Source organism: Pelagerythrobacter sp., assembly GCF_041912895.1.
Lineage (GTDB): Bacteria > Pseudomonadota > Alphaproteobacteria > Sphingomonadales > Sphingomonadaceae > Pelagerythrobacter.
Map to the genome: position 1 here is coordinate 98,995 of NZ_JAYSGI010000004.1, position 25,229 is coordinate 124,223.

At 69.7% G+C, this 25,229-nt stretch carries 25 protein-coding genes and 1 pseudogene; 15 read left to right on the plus strand and 11 right to left on the minus strand.

The features are described from left to right. Positions 1-85: 85 nt before the first annotated feature. Positions 86-181: pseudogene (locus ACE3QC_RS12515) on the minus strand (MJ0042-type zinc finger domain-containing protein); the annotation flags it as partial. Positions 182-337: 156 nt separating this feature from the next. Between ACE3QC_RS12515 and ftsE the strand changes: the two are divergent. Genes ftsE through ACE3QC_RS12535 form a run of 4 tightly spaced genes read left to right on the plus strand, consistent with a single transcriptional unit; the run spans position 338 to position 3,220 of the window. Then, on the plus strand, positions 338-1,072 hold the full coding sequence (gene ftsE / locus ACE3QC_RS12520) for a cell division ATP-binding protein FtsE (RefSeq protein ID WP_374408727.1): 735 nt from the start codon (positions 338-340) through the stop codon (positions 1,070-1,072). Next, positions 1,069-2,001: a cell division protein FtsX gene (locus ACE3QC_RS12525; RefSeq protein ID WP_374408729.1), complete on the plus strand. Its 933-nt coding sequence runs from the start codon at positions 1,069-1,071 to the stop codon at positions 1,999-2,001. Before ftsE ends, ACE3QC_RS12525 begins: the two co-directional genes overlap by 4 nt. Continuing rightward, on the plus strand, positions 1,998-2,525 hold the full coding sequence (locus ACE3QC_RS12530) for a YdcF family protein (protein ID WP_374408731.1): 528 nt from the start codon (positions 1,998-2,000) through the stop codon (positions 2,523-2,525). Before ACE3QC_RS12525 ends, ACE3QC_RS12530 begins: the two co-directional genes overlap by 4 nt. Next, the gene (locus ACE3QC_RS12535) at positions 2,522-3,220 is read left to right on the plus strand and encodes a lysophospholipid acyltransferase family protein (RefSeq protein ID WP_374408733.1); all 699 of its coding nucleotides are present in this window, start codon (positions 2,522-2,524) and stop codon (positions 3,218-3,220) included. The genes ACE3QC_RS12530 and ACE3QC_RS12535 overlap by 4 nt, the downstream gene beginning before the upstream one ends. On the opposite strand, the gene ACE3QC_RS12540 is transcribed toward ACE3QC_RS12535, so the two are convergent. Both ACE3QC_RS12540 and hisC read right to left on the minus strand, forming a co-directional pair. After that, positions 3,214-4,119: a prephenate/arogenate dehydrogenase family protein gene (locus tag ACE3QC_RS12540; protein WP_374408734.1), complete on the minus strand. Its 906-nt coding sequence runs from the start codon at positions 4,117-4,119 to the stop codon at positions 3,214-3,216. The genes ACE3QC_RS12535 and ACE3QC_RS12540 overlap by 7 nt on opposite strands. Continuing rightward, positions 4,116-5,216 (minus strand): histidinol-phosphate transaminase, encoded by a 1,101-nt coding sequence (hisC, locus tag ACE3QC_RS12545; protein WP_374408736.1) that lies wholly within the window; start codon positions 5,214-5,216, stop codon positions 4,116-4,118. Before hisC ends, ACE3QC_RS12540 begins: the two co-directional genes overlap by 4 nt. Positions 5,217-5,329: 113 nt before the next feature. On the opposite strand from hisC, the gene ACE3QC_RS12550 reads away from it, so the two are divergent. The 3 genes from ACE3QC_RS12550 (at position 5,330) to ACE3QC_RS12560 (ending at position 8,260) form a co-directional block, all read left to right on the plus strand. After that, positions 5,330-6,430, plus strand: coding sequence for a homoserine O-acetyltransferase (locus ACE3QC_RS12550; protein ID WP_374408738.1), 1,101 nt, complete (start codon positions 5,330-5,332; stop codon positions 6,428-6,430). After that, complete coding sequence (metW, locus tag ACE3QC_RS12555; protein WP_374408739.1) at positions 6,423-7,016, plus strand: methionine biosynthesis protein MetW; 594 nt, start codon at positions 6,423-6,425, stop codon at positions 7,014-7,016. Before ACE3QC_RS12550 ends, metW begins: the two co-directional genes overlap by 8 nt. 419 nt (positions 7,017-7,435) lie before the next feature. Then, complete coding sequence (locus tag ACE3QC_RS12560) at positions 7,436-8,260, plus strand: alpha/beta fold hydrolase (RefSeq protein WP_374408741.1); 825 nt, start codon at positions 7,436-7,438, stop codon at positions 8,258-8,260. Positions 8,261-8,319: 59 nt separating this feature from the next. On the opposite strand, the gene ACE3QC_RS12565 is transcribed toward ACE3QC_RS12560, so the two are convergent. The 5 genes from ACE3QC_RS12565 to ACE3QC_RS12585 form a co-directional block, all read right to left on the minus strand. Then, complete coding sequence (locus tag ACE3QC_RS12565) at positions 8,320-8,631, minus strand: YdeI/OmpD-associated family protein (RefSeq protein ID WP_374408743.1); 312 nt, start codon at positions 8,629-8,631, stop codon at positions 8,320-8,322. 13 nt (positions 8,632-8,644) lie between these two features. Next, entirely contained in the window at positions 8,645-9,499 is an 855-nt protein-coding gene (fghA, locus tag ACE3QC_RS12570; protein WP_374408744.1) for an S-formylglutathione hydrolase, read from the minus strand. A gap of 3 nt (positions 9,500-9,502) precedes the next feature. Beyond that, positions 9,503-9,901: a VOC family protein gene (locus tag ACE3QC_RS12575; RefSeq protein ID WP_374408746.1), complete on the minus strand. Its 399-nt coding sequence runs from the start codon at positions 9,899-9,901 to the stop codon at positions 9,503-9,505. A 23-nt stretch (positions 9,902-9,924) separates the two neighbouring features. Beyond that, positions 9,925-11,037 (minus strand): S-(hydroxymethyl)glutathione dehydrogenase/class III alcohol dehydrogenase, encoded by a 1,113-nt coding sequence (locus tag ACE3QC_RS12580; RefSeq protein ID WP_374408748.1) that lies wholly within the window; start codon positions 11,035-11,037, stop codon positions 9,925-9,927. Positions 11,038-11,177: 140 nt separating this feature from the next. After that, positions 11,178-12,608 carry an NAD-dependent succinate-semialdehyde dehydrogenase gene (locus tag ACE3QC_RS12585; RefSeq protein WP_374408750.1) on the minus strand — a complete coding sequence of 477 codons (1,431 nt, stop codon included), beginning with the start codon at positions 12,606-12,608 and terminating at the stop codon, positions 11,178-11,180. Positions 12,609-12,715: 107 nt separating this feature from the next. Between ACE3QC_RS12585 and ACE3QC_RS12590 the strand changes: the two genes are divergently transcribed. The 5 genes from ACE3QC_RS12590 (at position 12,716) to ACE3QC_RS12610 (ending at position 17,125) form a co-directional block, all read left to right on the plus strand. Further along, positions 12,716-13,093: a hypothetical protein gene (locus ACE3QC_RS12590; RefSeq protein ID WP_374408752.1), complete on the plus strand. Its 378-nt coding sequence runs from the start codon at positions 12,716-12,718 to the stop codon at positions 13,091-13,093. An 80-nt stretch (positions 13,094-13,173) separates the two neighbouring features. Next, positions 13,174-13,638 (plus strand): hypothetical protein, encoded by a 465-nt coding sequence (locus ACE3QC_RS12595; protein WP_374408754.1) that lies wholly within the window; start codon positions 13,174-13,176, stop codon positions 13,636-13,638. A gap of 79 nt (positions 13,639-13,717) precedes the next feature. Beyond that, a complete protein-coding gene (locus tag ACE3QC_RS12600) occupies positions 13,718-14,389 on the plus strand; it encodes a glutathione S-transferase family protein (protein WP_374408755.1) in 672 nt (223 codons plus the stop codon). A 44-nt stretch (positions 14,390-14,433) separates the two neighbouring features. Then, positions 14,434-14,832 (plus strand): peptide-methionine (R)-S-oxide reductase MsrB, encoded by a 399-nt coding sequence (msrB, locus tag ACE3QC_RS12605; protein WP_374408757.1) that lies wholly within the window; start codon positions 14,434-14,436, stop codon positions 14,830-14,832. Positions 14,833-14,929: 97 nt separating this feature from the next. Then, positions 14,930-17,125, plus strand: coding sequence for a PBP1A family penicillin-binding protein (locus ACE3QC_RS12610; protein WP_374408759.1), 2,196 nt, complete (start codon positions 14,930-14,932; stop codon positions 17,123-17,125). A gap of 68 nt (positions 17,126-17,193) precedes the next feature. Here the strand turns inward: ACE3QC_RS12610 and ACE3QC_RS12615 are convergent, their stop codons facing one another. From ACE3QC_RS12615 to hflK, 3 genes are all read right to left on the minus strand, one after another. After that, positions 17,194-18,759 carry a Do family serine endopeptidase gene (locus ACE3QC_RS12615; RefSeq protein ID WP_374408761.1) on the minus strand — a complete coding sequence of 522 codons (1,566 nt, stop codon included), beginning with the start codon at positions 18,757-18,759 and terminating at the stop codon, positions 17,194-17,196. Between the two features lie 85 nt (positions 18,760-18,844). Next, on the minus strand, positions 18,845-19,690 hold the full coding sequence (hflC, locus tag ACE3QC_RS12620) for a protease modulator HflC (protein WP_374408763.1): 846 nt from the start codon (positions 19,688-19,690) through the stop codon (positions 18,845-18,847). A gap of 1 nt (position 19,691) precedes the next feature. Continuing rightward, on the minus strand, positions 19,692-20,855 hold the full coding sequence (hflK, locus tag ACE3QC_RS12625; protein WP_374408765.1) for a protease modulator HflK: 1,164 nt from the start codon (positions 20,853-20,855) through the stop codon (positions 19,692-19,694). 74 nt (positions 20,856-20,929) lie between these two features. On the opposite strand from hflK, the gene ACE3QC_RS12630 reads away from it, so the two are divergent. Genes ACE3QC_RS12630 through hemH form a run of 3 tightly spaced genes read left to right on the plus strand, consistent with a single transcriptional unit; the run spans position 20,930 to position 25,199 of the window. Then, positions 20,930-21,895, plus strand: a complete 966-nt coding sequence (locus tag ACE3QC_RS12630; protein WP_374408767.1) for an Mrp/NBP35 family ATP-binding protein — start codon at positions 20,930-20,932, stop codon at positions 21,893-21,895. Between the two features lie 2 nt (positions 21,896-21,897). After that, positions 21,898-24,180, plus strand: a complete 2,283-nt coding sequence (locus ACE3QC_RS12635; protein ID WP_374408769.1) for a molybdopterin cofactor-binding domain-containing protein — start codon at positions 21,898-21,900, stop codon at positions 24,178-24,180. Beyond that, positions 24,177-25,199: a ferrochelatase gene (hemH, locus tag ACE3QC_RS12640; protein ID WP_374408770.1), complete on the plus strand. Its 1,023-nt coding sequence runs from the start codon at positions 24,177-24,179 to the stop codon at positions 25,197-25,199. Before ACE3QC_RS12635 ends, hemH begins: the two co-directional genes overlap by 4 nt. Positions 25,200-25,229: the final 30 nt, after the last annotated feature.

Sequence of the window (25,229 nt, forward strand, 5' to 3'; positions counted from 1 at the left end):
CCGGGACAGGCGCAGGAGGGGGTGGTGGCGGGGCGACCGGAGCTGGCGGCAGGTCCGCGCCGCTGCCTTCCTGGAACCAGCTGTGCCGGCATTTCGCGCAGCGAACCGTCCGTCCGTCCACGCCGATGGCGCTGTCTGGAACCACATAGCGCGTTGCGCAGGCGGGACAGGCGATGATCATTGCAATCTCGGTTCTTACGGCGCGGTGCGAATCGCAACAAGGCTCGCCCGGCGTGGAGGAGGCGTGCGAGCGGCTTTTTTCCACATCGAAGCGCCGCTATAGCCGCGCGCAGATGCCGATTTGCCTTCTCCCGACCGCGCGACCCCCGTTTCGCCCATGACCGATCCCGATGCGGAGATCGTCGCGTTCGACAACGTCGGGCTGCGCTACGGCACCGACGGCGAGGTGCTGCGCGACGTTTCGTTCACGCTTTTTCCCGGCAGCTTCTATTTCCTCACCGGGGCGAGCGGGGCGGGCAAGACCTCGCTGCTCAAGCTGCTCTACCTCGCGCAGCGTCCATCGCGCGGAGCGATCCGGATGTTCGGCACCGACGTCATCACCCTGCCGCGCGCGCGCCTGCCCGCGTTCCGCCGGCGGCTGGGCGTCGTGTTTCAGGATTTCCGCCTCGTGCCGCACCTCTCGGCGTTCGACAACGTCGCGCTGCCGCTGCGCGTCTCGGGCGTGCCGGAAGCCGATGTGGCGCGGCCGGTCGCCGACATGCTCGACTGGGTCGGGCTGACCCACCGGCACCACGCTCGGCCAGCCACGCTCTCGGGCGGTGAACAGCAGCGCGTGGCGATCGCGCGCGCGGTGATCGGCCGGCCCGACATGCTGGTGGCGGACGAGCCGACCGGCAACGTCGATCCCGACATGGCGCTGAAGCTGCTGCGCCTGTTCGAGGCGCTCAACCGGCTCGGCACCACGGTCGTCGTCGCGACCCACGATGTTCACCTGCTGAAGAAAGTGCCCGATTCGCTGATCATGCGGCTCGACCGGGGGCGCCTGTCCGATCCCACCGGCGCGCTGCGCTATCCGCCGCGCGCCGCGCGCCGCGATGGAGTGCAGCCGTGAAGCGGCCCCCGGTGCTCGATCGTGCGCTCGGCCGCGGACGGGCGAAGTTCGGCGGCGAGCGCGCCGCGCGGCTGGTGCCGCAGGCGCGCCTTTCCGGGCCGATGCCGTGGGTGATCGCGATCATGGTCGCGCTGACGGTGATCGCCGCGGCGGGCGGCCTCGCGCTGCAGAACATGACCGAGGCCGCGCGCGCGGAGCTTTCCGGCGGCGCGACCGTGCAGGTGGTGGAGGCCGGGCCCGCCGAGCGCGAGCGGCAGGCACGGGCCGCCGAGCGCGTGCTCGCCGCCGCGCCCGAAGTGGCCAGCCACCGGCGCGTGCCCGAGAGCGAGCTGGAGGCGCTGCTCGAACCGTGGCTCGGCGTCGGGGCGGAGGATGCCACCGTGCCGGTCCCGGCGCTGATCGATGTGCGGCTGCGCGGCGCGGCCGACGATGCCGCGATCGCACGGCTCCAGGCGCGGCTGGTGCAAACCGCACCGGGCGCCCGGGTCGATGCGCAATCGGGCTGGCTGCAGCCGGTGTTCGGCGCGATCGCTTCGCTCCAGTGGCTGGCGATCGCGCTGGTCGTGCTGCTCGCGCTGACGAGCGCGGCGGCGGTGTGGCTCGCGGCGCGCTCGGCGCTGGGCGGCAACCGCGACACGATCGAGATCGTCCACCTGCTCGGCGGGACGGACGCGCAGATCGCGCGCATCTTCCAGCGCTCGATCGGCTACGACGCGGTGCTCGGCGGCGTGGTGGGTTTGGCGATCGGCACCGTCGCGACGACTTTGCTGGGCCGGCAGTTCGCCGCGCTCGGCTCGGGCATGATCGCAGGCGGCGGGCTGTCGGTGACCGACTGGATCGCACTCGCGGCGATTCCGCTCGCCGGGGTCGGCATCGCGATGGCGACTGCGCGGCTGACGGTGCTCGCGGCGCTGAGGCGGATCCTGTGATCCGCCGGGCCGCCGCCGCCGTGCTCATCGCATGGGCGCTGGGCTTCCTGTGGTTCGCGGTCGCGCTGCCGGGCCCGGCGGGCGCGGCGCGCACCGATGCGGTGATCGTGCCCACCGGCGCGGCGGGCCGGATCGAGCGCGGGCTGGCGGTGCTGGGATCGGGCGAGGCGCGGGCCATGCTCGTCACCGGCGTCGATCCCGAAGTGAAGCCGGCCGAGTTCGCCGAGCAGTTCGGCGTGCCGATGGACGTGATGGAATGCTGCGTCTCGCTCGGCTTCGCGGCGGTCGACACGCGCAGCAACGCCACCGAAACCGCACGCTGGGTCTCGCGCCGCCGGGTGCGCTCGCTGCGCCTCGTCACCACCGACTGGCACATGCGCCGCGCGGCGGGCGAGATCGCCGAGGCCCTGCCCGACGGGGTCGAGGTGGTGCGCGACGCCGTGCCCTCGCAACCCTCGCTGCGCATCCTCGTGCTCGAATATCACAAGCTGCTCGCCAGCACCGCGGCGCGGATCGTGGCATGACCCTGCTGCGCAATCTCGCCTTCTATCTCGCGTTCTACCTCGGCAGCGTGGCCTATGTGCTCGCCGCGGTGATCGCCGCGCCGTTGAGCCGCCCGGCGCTGGGCAAGGTCGTGGCGGGCTGGTGCGGCTTCCACAGAGGCTGCGCGCGCGCGTTTCTCGGCATCCGGGTGCGCGTGGAAGGCGCGCCGATCGCGGGCCCCGCGCTCTACGCCGTCCGGCACGAGAGCTTCTTCGAGGCGATCGACGCGCCGTGCCTGTTCGAATGGCCGGTGCCGTTCGCCAAGCGCGAGCTGTTCGGCATCCCCGGCTGGGGGCGGGCGGCGGCGGCCTACGGCTGCGTGCCGGTGGCGCGCGACGGCGGCGCGCGGACACTACGCGCGATGGTCTCGGCGGCGCGGGCCTACTCGGCGCAGGGCCGCCCGCTAGTGATCTTTCCCGAAGGCACCCGCGTACCGCACGGCGAGCGCCACGCACTGCAAGCGGGCTTCGCGGGCCTCTACAAGCTGCTCGGCCTGCCGGTGGTGCCAGTCGCGGTGAACAGCGGCCCGCTCTATCACCGCCACCTCAAGCGGGCGGGCACGATCACCTATCGCTTTGGCGATGCGATCGAACCGGGCCTGCCGCGCGCCGAAGTGGAAACGCGCGTGACCGAGGCGATCAACGCGCTGAACGGGATCGAGCCTGCCGCTCAGTGATCCGCGCGGCCGAAGTCGGGGCGGGCGTCGTCCTGGCCTTGTTCGACGATCGAGCGGCGGATGTCGCGGGTGCGGGTGAAGAGGTCGAACAGCGCCTCGCCGTCGTCGCGGCGGATCGCGCGCTGGAGCGCGGTCAGGTCTTCGGTGAAGCGGCCAAGCATTTCGAGCACCGCGTCGCGGTTGGTCAGGAACACGTCGCGCCACATCGTCGGGTCGCTCGCGGCGATGCGGGTGAAATCGCGGAAGCCGCCGGCCGAATACTTGATGACCTCGCTGCGGGTCACGTCCTCGAGGTCCGACGCGGTGCCGACGATGGTGTAGGCTATCAGGTGCGGGATATGGCTGGTGACCGCGAGCACGAGATCGTGGTGCGCGGCGTCCATCGTCTCGACCTTCGCGCCGAGCGCTTCCCAGAAGGTGGATAGCTGCGCCACCGCCGCCGGGTCGGCGTCGGCGGGCGGGGTGAGGATGCACCAGCGGCGGTGGAACAGGCTGGCAAAGCCCGCGTCCGGCCCGCTGCGTTCGGTGCCTGCAACCGGGTGTGCAGGGATCACGCAGCGGCCCGGCAGTGCCTCGGCGAGCGCTTGGCCGACCGACTGCTTGGACGAGCCGACATCGCTGACGATCGCGGGTTCGGGCAGGGCGGCTGCGAACGAGCGTGCCGCCGCGCCCATCGCGCCGACGGGCACGCAGAGCACGACGAGGTCGGCCTCTGCCACCGCGTCCTCTGGCGTGTCGCAGACGGTGCCGACGAGGCCGCGTTCGGCGGCGCGGCGGCGCACGTCGGGGTCGGCGTCGTAGCCGGTGGTGGCGACGCCGGGCAGGTGCTCGGCCACCGCGAGGCCGACCGAGCCGCCGAGCAGGCCGAGGCCGATGATCGCAACGCGCTCGATGCTCATCGCGCGGCCTCCGCCAGTTCGCGTAGAGTCGCCGCGATCGTATCCATCTGTTCGCGCGTACCGACCGTGATGCGCAGGCCATGGCCGAGACCCTGCCCCGGAAGGTGGCGCACCGCGAAGCCTGCCTCGGCAAGTTCGTCGAGCGCGGCGGCGGCAGTCAGCGCGCCTTCGAACAGCACGAGCACGAAGTTCGCCTTGCTCGGCAGCGCGCGCAGACCGTGATTGCCCAGCGCTTCGATCGCCTGCGAGAAGCGCGCGCGTTCCTCCGCATTATGCTCGCGCGAACGCTCGACGAAGCCGTGATCGCCGAGCGCGGCGAGCGCGGCGGTTTGTCCGTGGCTGGTCACGTTGAACGGGCCGCGAATGCGATTGAGGGTGTCCACGATCTCGGGCGCGCCGGTGGCCCAGCCGATCCGCTCGCCCGCAAGGCCGTGAATCTTGGAGAAGGTGCGGGTGACGAGCACGTTGTCGTGCGCCGCCGCCAGTGCGAGCCCGCCGTCGTCGTCCTCGGGTGCGAGGTATTCGGCATAGGCCTGATCGAGCACGAACAGCACGTCGCGCGGCAGGCCGGCGTGGAGGCGCGCGACTTCGCCGGCGGGCAGGTAGCTGCCGGTCGGGTTGTTCGGGTTGGCGAGGAACACCACGCGGGTGCGTTCGGTCACCGCGCCGAGCAGCGCATCGACGTCGGTTGCGTAGTCGGCGTCGGCCGCCTCGACCGGGGTCGCACCGCAGCGGCGGGCGGCGATGTCGTAGACCGCGAAGCTGTAGCGGGTGAACAGCACCTCGTCGCCCGGCCCGGCATAGCCTTGCGCGGCGAGGTTGAGCAGTTCGTCCGAGCCGGTGCCGCAGACGATCCGCGCCGGGTCGACCCCGTGCAGTTCGCCGATCGCCTGCCGCAGCGCGCGAGCGTCGGGGTCGGGATAGCGCGCGGGTGGGGCGGCTTCGCCAAGCGCAGCCAGCGCCGCCGGGCTGGTGCCGAGCGGGTTCTCGTTGGCCGAGAGCTTGGCCAGTTCGCGCCCGTCGGCCCCCGTCGCGCGGCCGGGCACGTAGGCGTGGATCGCTTCGATCCAGGGTTTGCGGGTCGGCTGGTCGGGCATGGTGGCGGGGCGCATAACCCGCGGCGGCGGCGAAACGAAGCAAATCCTCCTTTGGCCGACCATGGGCCAATGTGTTGACAGGCGCGCGGGCGGCCCCCAATCCCCGCGCCGCCATGGCCACCGCGACGCCTTCCAGGAGCTACGCGCTTCCCGCCCCGCTCCCGCTCGACGGCGGGCAGGCGCTGGCGGATGCGAGCATTGCTTACGAAACCTACGGCGAGCTTGCGGCGGACAAGGGCAACGCGATCCTCGTGTGCCACGCGCTGACCGGCGACCAGTACCTCGCCAGCGCGCATCCCGTCACCGGCAAGCCGGGGTGGTGGGAGCGGATGGTCGGCCCCGGCAAGCCGATCGACACCGACCGCTATCACGTCATCTGCGCCAACGTGATCGGCAGCTGCATGGGCTCGACCGGGCCCGCCAGCGCAGGCCCCGACTGCCAGCCCTATGCCATGCGCTTCCCCGTGATCACCGTGCGCGACATGGTGCGCGGCCTCGTCGCGCTGCTCGACGGGCTGGGGATCGCGCGGCTGCACGCGGTGGTCGGCGGGTCGATGGGCGGGATGCAGGCGCTGAGTCTCGCCGCCAACTTCCCCGAGCGCGCGGCGCGGGTGCTCGCGATCGCCACCACCGCGCGGCACTCGGCGCAGAACATCGCCTTCCACGAGGTCGGGCGACAGGCGATCATGGCCGATCCCGACTGGCGCGAGGGCGACTACTACGCGCACGATACGGCCCCCGACGCGGGCCTGTCGGTGGCGCGGATGGCGGCGCACATCACCTACCTGTCCGAAGCGGGCCTGACCGAGAAGTTCGGGCGGCGGTTGCAGGACAGGGAGGCGAAGAGCTTCGGGTTCGATGCCGATTTCCAGGTCGAGAGCTACCTGCGCTATCAGGGCAGCGGGTTCACGCGGCGGTTCGACGCCAACAGCTACCTCTACATCACCCGCGCGATGGACTACTTCGACATCGCCGAGGAGCATGGCGGCAAGCTGGCCGATGCCTTCGCGGGCAGCAGCGCGCGGTTCTGCCTCGTCAGCTTCGACACCGACTGGCTCTATCCCACCGCCGAGAGCCGCCACGTGGTCCACGCGCTCAACGCGGCTGGCGCTCCGGTCAGCTTCGTCGAGCTTTCGGCGCCCTACGGCCACGACAGCTTCCTGCTCGACGTGCCCGCGCTCGACCGCGTGGTGCAGGGGTTCCTCGATGGCTGAGCAATTGCGCCCCGATCTCGCGGTCATCGCGAAGCAGGTGCCCGAGGGCGTGCGCGTGCTCGACGTCGGCTGCGGCGACGGCGCGCTGATGGCGGCGCTGCGGCGCGACAAGGGGGTGGACGCGCGCGGGATCGAGATCGATCCGGCGCTGGTCGAGCGCTGCGTGGCACGTGGCCTCTCCGTGGTGCAGGGCGATGCCGACCGCGATCTCGCCTTCTACCCCGACGGCGCGTTCGACGTCGCGATCCTCAGCCAGACGCTGCAAACCGCCGCGCGCCCCGACCGGATGCTGGCCGAACTGCTGCGCGTGGGCCGCCGCGCCTTCGTCTCCTTCCCCAACTTCGCCTATTGGCGGATGCGCTGGGCGCTGATGCGGCGCGGCCGGATGCCGGTGACGCGCCACCTGCCGGTCAGCTGGTACGAAACCGCCAACATCCACCACGTCACGGTGAAGGACTTCGAGGCGCTCACCGCCGCGCTCGGCGTGGCAATCGAGAACCGCTGGTTCTTCACCGCCGACCGCGAGGTGGGCACCGGCGGCGCGAACTGGCGCGCGGAGTACGCGCTGTTCGAGGTGCGGCGGTAGGCACCTCGTGTTCGTCACCCCCGCGAAGGCGGGGGTCCAGCTGACGTAACGCGCGTCGCAAAGGGTAGCTGGATCCCCGCCTTCGCAGGGATGACAAGAGAGGGTCGAAGGCTGGCGATTCGCCCTTCACCGGGCGAGACATGGACCGCGTGTTACACAGTCCAGGGCAAAGAATGTCGCCTTGCGCGAAAAGGCGTCGCCTTGGCCGCAAAAGTGTCACCTTGCGCGCGAAAAGCGTCGCCTTGGGGCGCGGCGGTGTCGCCTTGCGCGATCCTCGGCCGGGTCGTCACGATGCGAAAGAGCAGAGAGCGCAGGTTAGCGGGCGCGGGGCATGTAGGAAACCGCCCGTTCGGGGCGACGGAACGATTGCCCTGCATCGCAATTGATCCAGTGTAATCAACTCACTGAGAGGAATGCCCGTGCCCTTTTTCGAGACACGCGATGGAACCCGTATCCGCTACAAACATGTCGGCGAGGGCCGCCCGGTCATATTCATCCACGGCTGGCCGCTGTCGGGCGATAGCTGGGACCCGGTGATGATGAAATTCGCCGATGCCGGGTTCAAGGCGATCGCTTACGACCGGCGCGGTTTCGGGCGGTCGGATCACGCCCCCGGCGGCTACAATTACGATACGTTCGCCGACGATCTGGCCGATCTGATGGCCGAACTCGGCCTTTCTTCCGATGTCGGCCTTGTCGGTTTCTCCATGGGCGGCGGCGAGATCGCGCGTTATCTTTCCCGGCACCAAGGCAAGGGCGTGAGCCGGGTGGCGCTGGTCAGCTCGGTGGTCCCGTTCATGAAGCAGACCGATGACAATCCCGATGGCGTTCCGCAGTCGACGCTGGACGAGATGACGGAAGGCATGAAGACCGATTTCCGGGGCTTCTTCACCGATTTCTTCAAGGATTTCTACGGTGACGGCTGGGCGAGCCAAAAGGTTTCCGACGAGGAGAAACACTGGGCCTGGATGACCACGATGATGAGCGCGCAATGGGCCACGCTGAAGTCGGCGGGTGCTTTTGCCGACACCGATTTCCGGCCCGATCTGGCGAGCTTCACGGTGCCGACGCTGGTGATCCACGGAACCAAGGACAAGACCGTCCCGATCGACGCGACGGGCCGTCAGGTGGCGGAAAAGGTGCCGGGCGCGAAGCTGATCGAGTACGATGGCGAACCCCACGCGGTGTTCGCGACGCAGACCGAGCGGCTGGGCGACGATCTGCTGGAATTCATGCGAGGATGAGTACTGGCGCCCGTCGTATTTGCGGCGGGCGCGTTTCACGCACAGTTCTTATCGCAGCGTTAGCCACCGCGCCGTCCGCGCTTTTCGACCAGCACGGCCTGCTGCCACTTGCCCGGCGCCTTGTCGGTCCGGTGGATGCATCCGGCCCAGCAGCACGGGCGGCGCTTGCCTTCGCGCAGTTCCTCGCGGGTGCGCTCGATGCGGCGGGCGCGGGTCGCGGGCTTCTTCGCGTCTTCGACCCAGCAGAGGAACTCGTTGCGGCCGAGCGGGGTGAGTCCGTCCCACAGCGCCAGCACCGCGGGGTCCGCGCGGATCGCCTGCTCGAAGTCTTCGGGCGCGGTGTGGACCGTCCCCTGCGCGAAATCCGCCATCGCCGGATTCTCCCTATCCGAGCCGCTCCGCATGCCAGCGCACATGCTCGGCCATGAAGGTGGCGATGAAGTAGTACGAGTGGTCGTAGCCCGCCTGCAAGCGGATCGTGGCGTCGATGCCGGCGGACTGGCAGGCTTCGGCGAGGCGGTGGGTGCGCAGCTGTTCGACGAGGAACTGGTCGCCGGTGCCCTGGTCGATCAGCAGGTGATCGTGGCGGGCGCCGTCTTCGATCAGCGCGACGGCGTCGTATTCGCGCCACGAGGCGCGGTCGTCTCCGAGATAGCGGCCGAACGCCTTTTCGCCCCACGGCACTTCGCTGGGCGCGACGATGGGAGAGAAGGCGCTGATCGAGCGGAATTTCTCCGGGTTCCGCAGGCCGATGGTCAGCGCGCCGTGACCGCCCATCGAATGGCCCATGATCGACTGGCGGCCCATGTCGGCCATCGGGAACTGCGCCGCGATCACCTCGGGCAGCTCGCGCTCGAGGTAGCTGCGCATGCGGTAGTTTTTCGCCCACGGTTCCTGTGTCGCGTCGAGGTAGAAGCCCGCGCCCTTGCCGAAATCGTATTCGTCCTCGGCATCGGGCACATCGTCACCACGTGGGGAGGTGTCCGGCGCGACGAAGATCACGCCGGCTTCCGCGCAGGCAGCGCGGTATTCGCCCTTCTCGGTGACGTTGGCATGGGTGCAGGTGAGGCCCGAGAGATACCACAGCACCGGCAGCTTCGCGGCGCCCCCGGCTTTTGCCACCCGATCGGGCACGAAGACCGAGAAGGTCATCCCGGTGCCGGTTTCTGCGGAGGCATGGCGATAGACGCCTTGCGTCCCGCCATGGGCGCGGTTGGTGCTGACGGTTTCGATGGTCATGGCCTAGCCGCCGCGGTGGATCGCGCAGAGCTTGTTGCCGGCCGGATCGCGCACGTAGCTGAGGTGCATCGGGCCGAGCGCGCTGCCTTCGCGCAGGCCCGGCGGGTCCTCGATCGAGGTGCCGCCGTTCGCCACCGCGACATCGTGGAACTGCTTCACCTGATCGGGCGAGGAACACTTGAAGCCGATCGTGCCGCCGTTCGCCGCAGTGGCGGGCTGGTCGTCGATCGGCTCGCTGACGCAGAAGGTATCGCCGTCGTGAATGTAGAACAGCCGGGTGTGGCCGCTGGCGGTTTCGTTGCGGATCGCCTCGCCCGAAAAGCCCAACGTGCCGAGCACGGCGTCGTAGAAGCGCTTCGACTGGTCGAGGTCGTTCGCACCGACCATCACGTGATTGAACATGTCGCTCTCTCCTTGTCGCAGGTTCAGTAAACCACCACGCTCCTGATGCTCTCGCCCTTGTGCATCAGGTCGAAGCCCTGGTTGATCTCTTCCAGCGAAAGCACGTGGGTGATCATCGGGTCGATCGCGATCTTGCCGTCCATGTACCAGTCGACGATCTTAGGCACGTCGGTGCGGCCGCGCGCGCCGCCGAACGCGGTGCCGCGCCAGTTGCGCCCGGTCACCAGCTGGAACGGGCGGGTGGCGATTTCCTTGCCCGCTTCGGCCACGCCGATCACGATGGAGGTGCCCCAGCCGCGATGGCACGCTTCCAGCGCGGTGCGCATGACCTCGGTGTTGCCGGTGCAGTCGAAGGTGTAGTCGGCGCCGCCGTCGGTCAGCTCGACCACCTTGGCCACGGTGTCCTCGCGGCTCATGCCCGTGGTGTTCACGAAATGGGTCATGCCGAACTTGCGGCCCCATTCCTCGCGTTCGGGGTTGAGGTCGATGCCGACGATCATGTTCGCGCCCGCCAGCCGCGCGCCCTGGATGACGTTGAGGCCGATCCCGCCGAGGCCGAACACGACCACGTTGTCGCCCGGCTGTACCTTGGCGGTGTTGACCACCGCGCCGACGCCGGTGGTCACCCCGCAGCCGATATAGCAACTGGTCTGGAACGGCGCGTCCTCGCGGATCTTCGCGACCGCGATTTCCGGCAGGACGGTGAAGTTCGAGAAGGTCGAGCAGCCCATGTAGTGATGGATCGTCTGCCCCTTGTGCGAAAAGCGGCTCGTCCCGTCGGGCATCAGCCCCTTGCCCTGCGTCGCGCGGATCGCGGTGCACAGGTTGGTCTTGCCCGACAGGCACGATTTACACTGGCGGCATTCGGGCGTGTAGAGCGGGATCACGTGGTCGCCCGGCGCGACCGAAGTGACGCCCGCGCCCACCTCGCGCACGATCCCGGCGCCCTCGTGCCCGAGCACCGAGGGGAACAGCCCCTCGCTGTCGAGTCCGTCGAGCGTGTAGGCGTCGGTGTGGCAGATGCCGGTCGCCATGATCTCGACCAGCACCTCGCCCGCCTTGGGGCCTTCGAGGTCGAGCTCGACGATTTCGAGCGGCTTCTTCGCCTCGAAGGCGACGGCGGCGCGGGTCTTCATATTGGCATTCTCCGTTATGCACTGGCCCTTCGAGACGCCTCAGCCATTCGGCTTCGGCTCCTCAGGATGAGCGATTATCGTCCATCTCCGCTCATCCTGAGGAGGTGAGGCCGCAGGCCGAACCGTCTCGAAGGACGAAATCAGCCTTCGTGGATGGTCTTGGGCACCATGCAGGCCATCACGCCCTCGCGCCCGTCCTCACTGCCGTAGCCCGACCACTTGACCCCGCCGAACGGCGCATCGACCGCCGAGACGTTGGCGCCGTTGATCGCGAGCATGCCCGATTCGACCTCGGCGGCGAGGCGGCGGCGGCGTGCCGGATCGTTGGTCCAGGCATAGGCGGCGAGGCCGTAGGGCAGGCGGTTCGCTTCCTCGATCATCGCATCCTCGCCGGCCATGGGATTGACCAGCGCGACCGGGCCGAACGGCTCCTCGTTCATGATCTCGGCGTCGAGCGGGACTTCGGACAGCACCGTCGGCTCGTGGAAAAAGCCCCGGTTGCCGATGCGCGATCCGCCGGCGAGCAGTTTCGCGCCCTTTTCCTGCGCGTTGCCGAGCAGCTTTTCCATGGAATCGAGCCCGCGCGAATTGGCCATCGGGCCCATCTGCGTGCCGTCCTCCATCCCGTCGCCGACCTTGATCGCCTTCGCCCGTTCGGCGAATCCGTCGCGGAATTTCTCGAACACGCCCTCCTGCACCAGGAAGCGGGTGGGGCTGACGCAGACCTGCCCGGCGTTGCGGAACTTGGCGCCGACCATGGCGTCGAGCGTCTTGTCGATGTCGCTGTCGTCGAACACCAGCACCGGGGCGTGGCCGCCCAGTTCCATCGTGGTGATCTTGAGATCGTCTGCCGCCAGCTTCGCCAGATGCTTGCCGACCTTGGTCGAGCCGGTGAAGGTCAGCTTGCGGATGATCGGGGAAGCGAGGAGGTGGCGGCTGACCGCGTCGGGCTCGCCGAACACGCATTGCACCACGTTGCCCGGCACGCCCGCGTCGAGCAGCGCCTGGACCAGCGCGAGGCCGGTGGCAGGCGTTTCCTCCGACGGCTTGACGATCGTCGAGCAGCCCGCCGCCAGCGCGCCGCCGATCTTGCGCATCACGTTGATCGCGGGGAAATTCCACGGCGCGAACCCGGCGACGGGGCCGACCGGGTGATACTGCACCTCGACCCGCTGGCCCGCCGGGCGAACCATCGTGCGGCCGTAGATGCGCTTGATCTCGCCCGCGTAGAATTCGAGCAGCATCGCGGCGTACATCACTTCGCCGGTCGCTTCCTTGACCGGCTTGCCCTGCTCGGCGGTGAGAACCTTGCCGATGTCGCCCGCGCGCTCCTTCATCAGCCCGGCGGCTTTCGCGAGGATCGCGGCGCGCTTGTCGGCCGAAGTGTCGCGCCATTCGCGAAAGCCCGCCTTGGCGTTGTCGAGCGCGGTATCAAGATCGGCGGCGGTGGCGTGGGGCAGGGTGCCGATGGTCTCGCCCGTGGCCGGATTGTCCACCTCGCTCGTTTCGCGGCCGCCGCCCGCAAGCGTGTCGCCGCCGATGAGGAGGTTGAGCGTGGGATAGTCGGCCATGGGTGGAAAGCTCCTGATGTCGTGCGAGGAGGAAATGGCGGCGGGCGCGGAGTGCGTCAACCGCGTGGTAGGCAAGCATTCATCGTCCACGCTATAGGGGCGGTGTCATGAAACGATCTGCCTTGCCTGTCCTACTCGCGCTGGCCGCGCTCGTTCCCGCGGCCCATGCCCAGACCGCCCCCGATGGCGCCGCCGCCGAGCCGACCGTCCAGCAGAAGACGGCGCTGCGCTGTTCGGTCGCCTTCGCGCTGGTGGCGCAGGGGCAGGCGCGGGGCGATCCGGCGATGGCCGAATGGCCGCCGCTGGGCGAGCGCGGGCGGGAGTTCTTCGTCCGCAGTTCGGCACAGATGATGGACGAGACGGGGATGACGCGCGAGGAAGTCGCCGCGCTGTTGGCGAACGAGATCACCGCGCTGGGCGAGCCCGGCGCTCTGGCCGAGGTCATGCCGCCGTGTCTGCTACTGCTCGACGCTTCGGGGCTCTGATGGCACGGTTCGCCGCAACGTTCACGGCGCGGTCAGGCGGCGCGCGGCAGTACCCCGCGCGAACCCGATGGAGAAAGCCCATGCGTATTCTCGCCTTGTCCGCCGCTGCCGTGCTGGCGCTGCCCGCCGCGGCGTCTGCCCAGCCGGCCGGGGATTATTACGACTACGACGGCTACGAAGATGCCGAACCGCAGTACGAAGCGCCGCTTTCACAGCGGCTCGCCGACCCCGCCGCGCAGGAGCAGATGGCCGCGACGATCGCGGTGCTCGGCGAAGTTCTCCTCGACCTGCCGCTCGCGCCGTTCGTCGCGCCGCTGGCCGAAGCCACGGGCGCCGCGCCGGGCAGCGTCGATCCCGATCTCACCTTGCGCAGCATGAACCCGCAGGCGGGCGACATCCCGGCCGAAGCGGCGCGCGAACTGCCGCGCGCGATGGGCGCGATGGCGGCGATGGCGGGCAGCATCGAGGCGATGCGCCCCGCATTGGGCGAGATGGCCGAACGCCTGCGCGCCGGGATCGAGGAAGCGCAGCGCCGCACGCCGTAGACGGATGCGCATAATCGCGCATCGCGGGCCGCGCACCGGTAGACGCCCCGCCGCGCTTGGGGCATGAGCGGCCTCCGATATGTGGCGCCTCTATCAATTTCCCCTCTGCCCGTTCAGCCGCAAGGTCCGCCTGCTGCTGAGCGAGAAGGGCGTCGGCTACGAGCTGTGGCGCGAGAACCCGTGGGACGCGAGCGACGCGTTCTGGGCGCTCAACCCGGCCGGGCGCACTCCGGTGCTGCACGATCCCGAACGCAAGATCGCGCTCGCCGACAGCCGCGCGATCTGCGAATATTTCGAGGAGACGGTGGACAAGTCGCCGATGATCAATGGCACCGCGACCAACCGCGCGGAAATCCGCCGGCTGGTCGCCTTGTTCGACGAGAACTTCTTCGGCGACGTCACCATGCCGCTGCTGCACGAGCGGATGAAGAAGCGCCTGGTGCTGCGCCAGCCGCCCGATTCGCGCGTGCTGCGCGAAGCGATGAAGCTGGCGCACGGGCACCTCGATTATATCGACTGGCTGGTCGACAACCGCACCTGGCTGGCAGGCGCGACGATGAGCCTGGCGGACCTCGCCGCCGCGGCGCAGATCTCGGTCGCGGACTATCTCGGCGGGATCGACTGGAGCGGGCACGAGCAGACGCGCGGGTGGTATTCGGTGTTCAAGAGCCGCCCCTCGTTCCGCCCGCTGCTCTCCGAACGGATGGAAGTGATCCAGCCGCCGCGCCACTACGCCGAACTGGACGTTTGACCGCGCGCACCGCGCTTCCCATATCTCCTGCCAAGGAGATCACCATGCCCGACAAGATGAACCTTACCGACGCCGAATGGCGCGAGCGGCTGACGCCCGAGCAGTATCGCGTGCTGCGCGAAGGCGGGACCGAGCGCGCCTTCACCGGCAAGTACGACAAGAACAAGCAGGCGGGCGAGTACCGCTGCGCCGCCTGCGGCCAGCCGCTGTTCGAAAGCAGCGACAAGTACGACAGTGGATCGGGCTGGCCCAGCTTCACCGCACCCGCCGCCGGCGATGCGGTGGAGGAGCACAGCGACACCAGCCACGGCATGGTCCGCACCGAAGTCACCTGCGCCAAATGCGCCGGGCACCTGGGCCATGTCTTTCCCGACGGACCGGGCGCCGACGGCTTGCGTTACTGCATCAATTCGGCGGCGCTCGATTTCACGCCTGAAGAATAACGCGCCAACCCCGTTCACGCCGGGTTACAACTGGCCTATGCAACGCCTACGCGACGGGTAAACGGGCTGCGGCCCAGGGTAAGATAAGCGAGTACAGATGGCGAAGCGTGGCAGCCGGCGGAAGGCCGCCAAGTCGACCGGCAAGCGCGAGACGACCGGGTGGAAGCTGTGGGCGCGGCGGCTGGCGATCTGGGGCGGCGGGCTGGCGCTGCTCGGCGTCCTGTTCCTCGGCCTCGCGGTGGCCTTCGCCGCGCGCTCGCTCCCCGGCTACCAGCAATTGCGCGCGACCCAGACCGCGCAGATGATCGTGGTACGCGCGCGAGACGGGACCGAGATCGTCGAACTCGGCCCCAGCTACGGCGAATGGCTCGACAGCTCCGAAATTCCGGAGGTCATGAAGAATGCGATGATCTCGGTCGAGGACCGGCGCTATTACTTGCACTTCGGGGTCGACCCCTACGGCCTTGCCCGCGCGCTGTGGGTGGCGATGACCGACGACCGGCGCATCTCCGCCACGTCCACGATCACCCAGCAGCTCGCACGCAACATCTTTCTCAATTCCAATCGCTCGCTCGACCGCAAGCTGCGCGAGGCGGTGCTGGCGATGGCGCTGGAATGGAAGTTCTCGAAGGAGCAGATCCTCGAGCTCTATCTCAACAAGGTCTATTTCGGCGGCGGTGCCTACGGCATCGACAGCGCGAGCCGCAAGTTCTTCAGCCATCCGGCGAGCGAGCTTTCGACCGCCGAGGCGGCGATCATCGCCGGGCTGGTCAAAGCACCGAGCCGCTATTCGCCGACCGCCGACGTCGATGCCGCCGTCGATCGCGCCAACGTAGTGCTGCGGCTGATGCGCGAGCAGGGGCGCATTTCGGCGAGCGAAGCGAACGTCGACCCGTCGGCGGTCAAGCTCAAGGAAGACCGCAGCCAGAACTCGGTGCGTTACTTCACCGACTGGGCGCTGCCGCAGCTCGACATCCTGCTGCCCGAAACCTTCGAGCCGATCGAGGTGTGGACGACGATCGATGTCGGCATGCAGCGCGCGGCGACTGCGGCGATCAAGTCCAACACCCCGTCCGGCGCGCAAGGCGCGCTGATCAGCCTCGACCGCGACGGCGCGATCCTGGCGATGGTGGGCGGGACCGATTACGTCGAGACCAACTACAACCGCGCGACAGAGGCGGTGCGCCAGCCGGGATCGGCGTGGAAGCTGTTCGTCTATCTCGCCGCGCTCGAAGCCGGTTACACGCCCGAGGACCGGGTGGTCGACGCGCCGGTGACGATCGACGGCTGGAGCCCGCGCAATTCGGGCGGCACCTATGCCGGCGAGATCGACGTGCGCGCGGCCTTCGCCTATTCGAAGAACACCGTCGCCGCGCAACTCGGCAACGAAGTCGGCTTCGGCACGGTGGCCTCGATGGCCAAGCGCTTCGGCATCACCACTCCGATCTCGACCTATCCGGCGATGGTGCTCGGCAGTTCCGAAGTGCGCGTAATCGACATGGCGCGCGCCTTCGCGGCGATCTCTGCGGGCGGCAGTTCGGTCGAACCCTACGGCATCGTCAAGGTAACGACGACCGAGGGCGAGACGCTCTACGAACACGAGGATGCGCGCTCGACCAGGCTGGTGCCGGACTATGTCGCGGCGGGCATCACGGACCTGCTGCAGACCACGGTCAACACCGGGACGGGGCGCGCGGCGCAGATCGGCCGCCCGGTCGCGGGCAAGACCGGCACGACCAATTCGAACAAGGACGGCTGGTTCCTCGGCTTTTCCAGCGGGATCACCACCGGGGTGTGGATGGGCCGCGACGACGCCGATCCGGTGCCCGGTTTGCAGGGCGGGCGGGCGCCCGCGCAGGCGTTCGCCGCCTACATGCGCTATGCCGTGAAGGACCGGCCGGTCGAGCAGTTCGATACCGAGCTGCAACTGCCCGAATGGCAGCTCGAACCCGACGACGAATATTACTACGGCGAGCCGGACGACTATTACTACATCGACGAGCAGGGCAACCTGATCGAGCCCGGCATGCCCGAGGAGCCGGGCGAATTCCCGTTCCCGATCGAGGGCGAGGCGCCGCCCGCCGATCGCCCGCGGCAACCCCCGTCCCAGCCATCGGGCCCGCAATCGGGCGGCGACAATGGCGGCGCGGGGCAGGCCGCGAGCGACGATTTCCTCGATCGCGCGACCGGGCGCGAGCCGCCGGGCCCCGCGCAGACGCCGCCGGTGCGCTTCCGCGTCCTCCCGCCGCAGGGCCCGCAGGAAAGCCCCGCGGGCACGCGGCGCGGCGAGTAGCTACGAAAAAGGCCCTCCCGCAGCGCGGAAGGGCCTTCGCCTTTTCGTCGGCGGAACCGTCCCGCGCGTCAGCGCAGGCGGATCGGCACGTAGAACGGGCTCTGGGCCCCGACGCGCTGGATGCGCAGCAGCACCGCCTCGCGTCCGCTCGCCTGCGCCTCGCGCACGATCCGCTCGAGATCGGCGGCGGTGGCGACGTCGTTGTAGTTCGCGCTCAGGATGATGTCGCCCCGGGTGACCTTCTGGCCCGCGTCGGACCCGCGATCCACCGCCGCGATCACGACGCCCTGCGTGCCCGCGGGCGCGCGGAGCTGGCGTGCGATCGCGGGCGTCAGATCCATCACCTGCAGCCCGAGCTGTTCGGCGACCGCGCCGGTCTGCGGCTCGTCGGTCGCTTCGGGTTCGGCCTCGAGGTCGAACTGTTCCTGCTCCTGCGCCAGCGCTTCGTCGGTCGGGAACTGGCCGACGGTGACGTTGACCGTGCGGCGTTCGCCGTTGCGGTACAGCGTGACCGGCAGGGTCGTGCCCGGCGCGGTGTTGGCGACGATATACGACACGCTGCGATCGTTAGTCACGGTCTCGCCGCCGACCTCGACGATGATGTCGCCGGGTTGGATGCCCGCGCGGGCGGCGGGGTCGCCGTCGCGCACGATCTGGACGAATTCGCCGACGCTGCGATCGAGGCCGACCGAATCGGCGATGTCATCGTTCACCGGGCCGAGCGACACGCCGAGATAGCCGCGCTCGACGCGTTCGCCCCGGCGGAGCTGCGCGACGATCGGCGCGGCGATGTCGGCGGGAATCGCGAAGCCGATGCCCACGCTGCCGCCGGTCGGCGAGATGATCGCGTTGTTGATCCCGATCACGTTGCCCTGCATGTCGAACAGCGGACCGCCCGAATTGCCGCGGTTGATGCTCGCGTCGGTCTGGATGTAGCGGTCGTAGGCGCCGGTGACGCCGCCGGTGGGCGGCGTGCGGTAGACCGCCGAGATGATCCCGCTGGTGACGGTGCCGCCGAGCCCGAACGGGTTGCCGATCGCGACCACCCAGTCGCCCACGCGCGAATGCTCCGAATCGCCGAACTCGACGAACGGGAAAGGCTCATCGCGTGAAATCTTGAGCACCGCGAGGTCCGACTGTCGGTCCGCGCCGACCAGTTCGGCCGGATATTCGGTGCCGTCGGGCATCGTCACGGTGATCTGTTCCACCGTCGCGCGGCCCGCGGGGGCGATGACGTGGTTGTTGGTGACGATGTAACCGTCGGCCGAAATGACAAAGCCCGAGCCGAGCGACTGCCCCTCGCGATACTGCGGCTCTTGCGATCCGCCGCCGCGGCTGCCGAACAGCCCCTCGAACGGAGTGCCGGCGAAGGGATTGGCCGACTGCACTTCGACCCGCTGGGTGGTCGAGATGTTGACCACCGCGGGCTGGAGCTGCGCGGTGAGGTCGGCAAAGCTTTCGGGCGCGCCGGCGCGGGGAACGGCGCCGGCCATGCGGCTCTCGTCGTTCTGGGCGACTTGCGCGCCTGCGGGCTGGCCGGTCGCGAGCGAGATCGCCGCGCCGCCGACGAGAAGTGCCGAAGTCAGGCCATAGGCATATTTCACGGGCTTCACTTCCTTATGCTTCCTCTTCATTTGCGTATGTTCGAGGCGGTTGCCAGTCCCGCGAGGGATAGATGGCGTGCGGCCCTGAACGCGGCTTGAATGTTCGCGTTCCGGGTCAGCGTCCGCCTTGGAACTGCCGCAGATATTCGTTGTCGGGCGAGAGGATCATTGAGCTCTGGCCTTCGCCCTGCTGGAACGTGCGCCGGTAGCTCTCCATCGCGCGGTAGAAATCGTAGAACTCGGGGTCCTTGCCGTAGGCCGCGGCGTAAGTCGCGGCGGCGTCGGCCTCGGCCTCGGCGCGGATGATCTGCGCGTTCTTCTCGCCCTGCGCGCGGATCGTCGCGGCCTCTTCCTGCCGGTCGGTCTGCATCCGGGTGAAGGCGGCGTTGAGCGGCGCGCCGTCGGGCAGGTCGGCGCTCTTGATCCGCACGTCGATCACTTGCGCGCCGTAGCTGCGCGCCTCGCGGTCGAGTGCGTCGCGGATATTGGCCATCGCAGTGCCGCGCTCCGCGGTGAGCAGTGCGGAAAACGGCCGCCGGCCGAGCTCCTGCCGCAGCACCGAGGTGAGGATCGGCGAGAGCTGGTTGCGCAGGATTTCCTCCGAACCGGCGTTCTCGACCATCAGCACCGGGTTGATGATGCGGAAGCGCGCATAGGCGTCGACCTGCAGCCGCTGCTGGTCGCTCGAAAGCACCTGCTGGCGCTCCATGTCGAGGTCGAGGATGCGCTTGTCGATCATCTGCACCCGCTCGTAGCCGGGGATGCGCAGCACGATGCCCGCGCCGGTGTTGCCGAATTCGGTGTTCGGCTCGAAGCGGTTGGCGACGCGGTCGGGCCGCCCCGCCTGAATCACCACCCCCTGGTGCGTTTCGGGCACGATGACGACGCACGACAGCGCGACCAGCAATGCGATGCCGAGCGCGATGACGCTGCCTTTATGGTCCTGCCAGATGCGGGTCATGTCACTGGCCCTCCGGCGCGGTCACGGACGGTGCGCGGGGCGGCGGCGCGGACCGCCGCTGCACTTCGGGGAGCGGCAGGTACGGCGTCACGCCATCGGCCTCGATGATCGTCTTGTCGGTCTTGCTCAGCACGCTTTCCATCGTTTCGTAATAGAGCCGCTGGCGCGTCACCTGAGGCGCCAGCCGGTATTCCTCGTAGATCCGGTTGAACGCGGTGGCGTCGCCTTCGGCCCGGGCCATGACGCGCTGGGCATAGGCGCGCGCCGAGTTGACCGCGGTTTCGGCATCCTGCTGCGCGGCCGACACGTCCTTGAACGCCTCGATCACTTCGGCGGGCGGATCGGTCTTCTCGATCTCGATGCCCTGCACCGCCACGCCGGCGCGGTAGGCGTCGAGCAGTTCCTGCATGCGCGACGTGACGCGCGCCTCGATATCGGCGCGTCCCGCGCCCGAGAGCACGTCGTCGAGCTCCATTTCGGCGACCGAGGCGCGCATCGCCGCTTCGGCGACTTCGCGAATGGTTTCCTCGGGCTCGGCGAGCTGGAAGCGGAATTGCTTCAGATCCTTGATGTTCCAGCGGATCAGATACGACAGGTCGACGAGGTTCTGATCGCCCGTGAGGATCAGTTTCTCCTCGCCGGTGCCCGGAATGCTCTCCGACCGGATCTGGCTGACGTTCTCGACGTCGACCATCTGGATCGGCCACGGCAGCGTGAAGTTGAGCCCGGACGAGAGCGTGTGCGAATACTTGCCGCCGAGCCAGGTCACCACGCCCTGTTCGCGCGGGGCGACCTGATGCACGCTGGTGGCGAACAGCCAGATCGCGGCGATCGCCGCGATCGCGAGCGGGAACCAGCTTCGCCCGCCGGGGCCTTCGGGCAGGCGGAAGCGCGGGCCGCCGCCCCCGCCGCCGCGCCGCCGCGGGCCTTCGGGGCCGCGGTGCTTGAAGATATCCTCGATATTGGCCGACCGGCGCGGCTCGTCGCCCCCGCCGGGCGGAAGCCACGGGTTGCGCGGCCCGCGCGGCTTGTCGCCCGGAGACGACCCGTCGCCGGGCGCTTCGCCGGGATCTTCGGCCTTGCCGCCGCCCTGCTTGCCGCCCCACGGCCCCTTGCCGGCCATCGCCAGCGCTATGCGTTTCTGCAATCCGCCCAATACGTCCATGCAGTCTTTATAGGTCGCGGCGCGGGGAAAAACAGGGGTTGCGCGCGCGATTTTGCTGCTAGGGACCGCGGACGATGACCGACGAGGAGTTGAAAGCCCGCCTGCCCGATGCGCTGTCCGCCCGGGTGCAATCGCTGAAAGCGCGTGACGGCGTGGCGACCGCGATCCTCGACGCCTCGGGCCTCGACGCCTCGGCGCGCGCCGATCTGGAAGCGGCGGTGAAGGACGTGCTCGGCATGGCGGAGGGCGTTTCCGACGTGCGCGTGGCGATGATGGCCGACCGGCCGCAACGGCGCATCGTCGCGATCGGATCGGGCAAGGGCGGGGTCGGCAAGTCGACCCTGACGGCGAACCTCGCGGTCGCGCTGGCGCGCATGGGGCGCAAGGTCGGGATCGTCGATGCCGACATCTACGGCCCCTCGCAGCCCAAGCTGCTCGCCAACGAAGGCGAGCGCCCGGTCGCCGAAGACAACAAGCTGGTGCCCGTGACGAGCGAATGGGGCGTGCCGGTGCTGTCGATGGGCCATCTGGTGGAGCCGGGCCGTGCGATCGCCTGGCGTGGGCCGATGGCGGGCAACGCGCTGGGCCAGCTGATCGACGCGCACTGGGGCGATGCGGAGCTTCTGCTGGTCGACCTGCCGCCGGGCACGGGCGACGTGCAGCTGACCATGCTCCAGCGCTTCAAGCCCGCGGGCGCGGTGATCGTCTCCACCCCGCAGGATCTCGCGCTGATCGACGCGCGCCGGGCGATGCAGCTGTTCGAGCAGGGCGGGGTGCCGGTGCTCGGGCTGGTCGAGAACATGGCCGGATACGCCTGCCCGCATTGCGGCGAGGTCAGCGATCCGTTCGGCGCGGGCGGCGCGGAAGCGGCGGCGGGCGAGGCGGGGCTGCCTTTCCTCGGCCGGGTGCCGCTGGCGCTGGAAATCCGCGAAGCGAGCGATGCGGGCGCGCCGCCCGCCGCCGGAGACGGGCCGCAGGGCGCGGCGTTCCGCGCGATCGCGGCGGAACTGGCCGCGCTGCTCGACGGGCCCGGCGCCTGACGATGCGTGTCAGCCGCCGCGGCGTGCTGATCGGCGGCGCGGTCGGCGGCGGATTGCTCGTCGCCTGGGCGCTGCGCCCGCGCACCTTCGCCGAACCGCTCGCGCCCGGACGCGGCGAGCACGCCTTCGGCGCGTGGCTGAAGATCGGCAAGGACGGGGTGGTGACGGTCGCGGTGCCGCAGCTCGAGATGGGGCAGGGGGTGACGACCGTGCTGCCGCAAGTCGTGGCGCACGAACTGGGGGCGGACTGGCGGCAGATCGCGGTCGAGCCCGCGCCGGTCAGCGGAGCCTATGCCAACGTGCCGCTCGCGGCGAAGTGGGCGCCGCTGTGGATGCCGCTGCTGCCGGGTCTCGCCGATGAACCCGAAGACCTGGTCGCCCGCCGCTTCGCCGAGGCGAGCCGCTTCACCGCCACCGCCGACGGCACCACACTGGCCGCGCACGAACTGCCCTGCCGCGAGGCGGCGGCCATGGCGCGGGCGTCGCTGTGCATGGCGGCGGCGGAACGCTGGGACGTCGCGTGGGAGGAATGCGAGGCCGAGGCCGGGCTGGTACGGCACGGCGACCGGCGGCTGGGCTTCGGCGCGCTCGCGGCCGAGGCGGCGGAACAGACGCCGCCCGACCCGCTGCCGCTGCGCCCGCAACTCGCCGCCGAGCGCCCGATCCCGGGCGAGGCGGACGCGGGCACGTCGTATCCCCGGCTCGACCTGCCCGCCAAGGTCGACGGCACCTTCCTGTTCGCCGGCGACGTGCGGCTGCCGGGCATGGTCTATGCCGCGATCAAGCATGGCCCGGTCGGCGATACGGTGCTGTCCGGCTTTTCCCCGCGCCGCGCCGCGAGAATGCGCGAACTGGTGCAGGTGATCGAGGGCAAGCGCTGGCTCGCCGCGGTGGCGACCGACTGGTGGGCGGCGGAGCGCGCACTGGCAGCGATGCGCCCGCGCTTCCGCGTGACCGGCCCGCTCGATTCCGACGCGGTCGAGGAAGCGCTCGACGCCGCGATCCGGCGCGGGACGGGCACGGTGGTGGCGGCGCGCGGTGAGGGCGTCGACTGGGCCGAGGCGCCCGATCTCGCGCTGCGCTACGATGTCGCGCCCGCCGCGCACGCGACGCCCGAAACCGCGAGCGCCACCGCGCGCTATGCCGACGGGCGGCTCGAACTGTGGATCGCCAGTCAGGCGCCCGAGCGCGCGCGGCGCGCGGCGGCGGGGGCGATCGGCATCTCCACCTCCGACACGATCCTGTATCCGATGGCGGCGGGCGGCAGCTTCGACCGGCGGCTGGAGCACGACCACGCGATCGAAGCCGCGCTGATCGCGCGCGAGGTGGGCGAGCGGCACGGGCGGCCGGTGCAGCTGGTCTGGTCGCGCTGGGAGGAACAGCTCGCCGGGCGGCCGCGCGCGCCGGTCTCGGCGATCGTTTCCGCGCGGCTTTCGGGTAGCGAGGGGCAGATCGCGGCGCTGAAGGTGCGGCTCGCCGCGCAGCCCGCCGCGCGCGAATTCGGCCGCCGCCTGTTCGACAACCGCACCGCGCAGGCGGCGCTGGCGGACAGCGCGGGCGAGGTCGACCCGATGATCGCCGAAGGCGCGCTGCCGTTCTACGAAATCCCCGATGCGGCGGTCGAGCATATCCCGGTCGCGACCGGTCTGCCGAGCGGGCGGATGCGCGGCAACGCCCACGGCTACACCGCGTTCTTCCTCGAATGCTTCATCGACGAGCTCGCCGCGCGCCATGGGCGTGAGCCGCTGTCGTACCGGATCGCGATGCTCGGCGACGACGTGCGGATGGTCGAATGCCTCCAGCGCGCGGCGCGGTTGGCGGAGTGGGACGGCGGGCAGAACCAGAGCGGCAAGGGCCTCGCCTGCCACCGGATCGGCGATGCGGCGGGCGGGGGGCGGATCGCCTGCGTCGCCACCGCGCGGCAGGACGAAGGCGGCGTGCGCGTCGCGCGGCTGACCGCGGCGGTGGATGTGGGGCGGATCGTCAACCTCGACGTGGCGCGCCAGCAGATCGAGGGCGGGCTGGTGTTCGGCATGGCGCAGGCGCTGGGCGCGGCGGTCGAATACCGGCAGGGCCTGCCGGTGCAGGGGCGGCTGGCGGCGCTGAACCTGCCGGTATTGACCGACGCGCCGGAGATCGCGGTCGATTTCATCGCCAGCGACGCGCCGCCGTTCGATCCGGGCGAGCTGGGCGTGGCGGTGGCGGCGCCCGCGATCGCCAATGCGCTGCATTCGGCAACGGGGCTTCGCCTGCGGCGCCTGCCGCTGCTATCGGGCGGGCTATGACCTGGCAGGAACAACGATTGCCGCGCGATCACGCAGCCGTGGCGAGCGGCGGCGTGGGCGTGCTGCTGGTGAACCTCGGCACGCCCGACGCGCCCGATGCGAAGAGCGTGAAGCGCTATCTGGCGGAGTTCCTCTCCGACCGGCGCGTGGTCGAGATTCCGCGCCTGGTGTGGCAGCCGATCCTGCGCGGGCTGGTGCTGACCACGCGCCCGAAGAAGAGCGCCCATGCCTACAGCCAGGTGTGGACCGACGCCGGATCGCCGCTCGCCGCGATCACCGCCGCGCAGGCAACCGCGTTGCAGGCGCGGCTGGGCGATGCGGCGCGGGTGCGCTGGGCGATGCGCTATGGCAATCCGGCGATCGGCGACGAATTGCAGGCGCTGATAGACGCGGGGTGCGAGCGCATTTTGCTCGCCCCGCTCTATCCGCAGTACAGCGCCGCGACGACCGCGACGGTTGTGGACAAGGCTGCGGACAAGCTGCGGGCAATGCGTTGGCAACCGAGCCTGCGCACGCTGCCCCCTTATCACGACGATCCGGCCTATATCGCCGCGCTCGCGCGCGATATCGGCGCGCAGATCGATGCGCTGGACTTCGCGCCCGAGGTGCTGCTGCTCAGCTTCCACGGTATGCCGCTGCGCACGCTCGAACTCGGCGATCCCTACCACTGCCATTGCCGCAAGACCGCGCGGCTGCTGGGCGAGGCGCTGGCGCGGCGGGACTTGCGGATCGACACCACGTTCCAGAGCCGCTTCGGCCGTGCAAAATGGCTCGAACCCGCGACCGACGCGACGCTGATCGCCGAGGCACACAAAGGCACCAGACGGATCGCGGTCGCCGCAGCGGGGTTCTCCGCCGATTGCCTGGAGACGCTGGAGGAACTCGCGCTGCAGGGCCGCGACCAGTTCCTCGGCGCAGGCGGCGAACGCTTCGCCGCGCTATCGTGCCTCAACGCCGGCGATGCCGGGATGGCGATGCTGGAGGGGCTGGTGCGGCGCGAACTTGCGGGGTGGATTTAGCGCGCCGAATTACTTACATTGGGGTAAGTA

Bases quoted from the DNA above. Each gene is read 5' to 3' on its own strand.
- ftsE (WP_374408727.1), top strand. From the start codon at position 338: ATGACCGATCCCGATGCGGAGATCGTCGCGTTCGACAACGTCGGGCTG.
- ACE3QC_RS12535 (WP_374408733.1), top strand. From the start codon at position 2,522: ATGACCCTGCTGCGCAATCTCGCCTTCTATCTCGCGTTCTACCTCGGC.
- ACE3QC_RS12540 (WP_374408734.1), bottom strand. From the start codon at position 4,119: ATGAGCATCGAGCGCGTTGCGATCATCGGCCTCGGCCTGCTCGGCGGC.
- hisC (WP_374408736.1), bottom strand. From the start codon at position 5,216: ATGCCCGACCAGCCGACCCGCAAACCCTGGATCGAAGCGATCCACGCC.
- ACE3QC_RS12550 (WP_374408738.1), top strand. From the start codon at position 5,330: ATGGCCACCGCGACGCCTTCCAGGAGCTACGCGCTTCCCGCCCCGCTC.
- metW (WP_374408739.1), top strand. From the start codon at position 6,423: ATGGCTGAGCAATTGCGCCCCGATCTCGCGGTCATCGCGAAGCAGGTG.
- ACE3QC_RS12565 (WP_374408743.1), bottom strand. From the start codon at position 8,631: ATGGCGGATTTCGCGCAGGGGACGGTCCACACCGCGCCCGAAGACTTC.
- fghA (WP_374408744.1), bottom strand. From the start codon at position 9,499: ATGACCATCGAAACCGTCAGCACCAACCGCGCCCATGGCGGGACGCAA.
- ACE3QC_RS12575 (WP_374408746.1), bottom strand. From the start codon at position 9,901: ATGTTCAATCACGTGATGGTCGGTGCGAACGACCTCGACCAGTCGAAG.
- ACE3QC_RS12580 (WP_374408748.1), bottom strand. From the start codon at position 11,037: ATGAAGACCCGCGCCGCCGTCGCCTTCGAGGCGAAGAAGCCGCTCGAA.
- ACE3QC_RS12585 (WP_374408750.1), bottom strand. From the start codon at position 12,608: ATGGCCGACTATCCCACGCTCAACCTCCTCATCGGCGGCGACACGCTT.
- ACE3QC_RS12590 (WP_374408752.1), top strand. From the start codon at position 12,716: ATGAAACGATCTGCCTTGCCTGTCCTACTCGCGCTGGCCGCGCTCGTT.
- ACE3QC_RS12595 (WP_374408754.1), top strand. From the start codon at position 13,174: ATGCGTATTCTCGCCTTGTCCGCCGCTGCCGTGCTGGCGCTGCCCGCC.
- ACE3QC_RS12600 (WP_374408755.1), top strand. From the start codon at position 13,718: ATGTGGCGCCTCTATCAATTTCCCCTCTGCCCGTTCAGCCGCAAGGTC.
- msrB (WP_374408757.1), top strand. From the start codon at position 14,434: ATGCCCGACAAGATGAACCTTACCGACGCCGAATGGCGCGAGCGGCTG.
- ACE3QC_RS12610 (WP_374408759.1), top strand. From the start codon at position 14,930: ATGGCGAAGCGTGGCAGCCGGCGGAAGGCCGCCAAGTCGACCGGCAAG.
- ACE3QC_RS12615 (WP_374408761.1), bottom strand. From the start codon at position 18,759: ATGAAGAGGAAGCATAAGGAAGTGAAGCCCGTGAAATATGCCTATGGC.
- hflC (WP_374408763.1), bottom strand. From the start codon at position 19,690: ATGACCCGCATCTGGCAGGACCATAAAGGCAGCGTCATCGCGCTCGGC.
- hflK (WP_374408765.1), bottom strand. From the start codon at position 20,855: ATGGACGTATTGGGCGGATTGCAGAAACGCATAGCGCTGGCGATGGCC.
- ACE3QC_RS12630 (WP_374408767.1), top strand. From the start codon at position 20,930: ATGACCGACGAGGAGTTGAAAGCCCGCCTGCCCGATGCGCTGTCCGCC.
- ACE3QC_RS12635 (WP_374408769.1), top strand. From the start codon at position 21,898: ATGCGTGTCAGCCGCCGCGGCGTGCTGATCGGCGGCGCGGTCGGCGGC.
- hemH (WP_374408770.1), top strand. From the start codon at position 24,177: ATGACCTGGCAGGAACAACGATTGCCGCGCGATCACGCAGCCGTGGCG.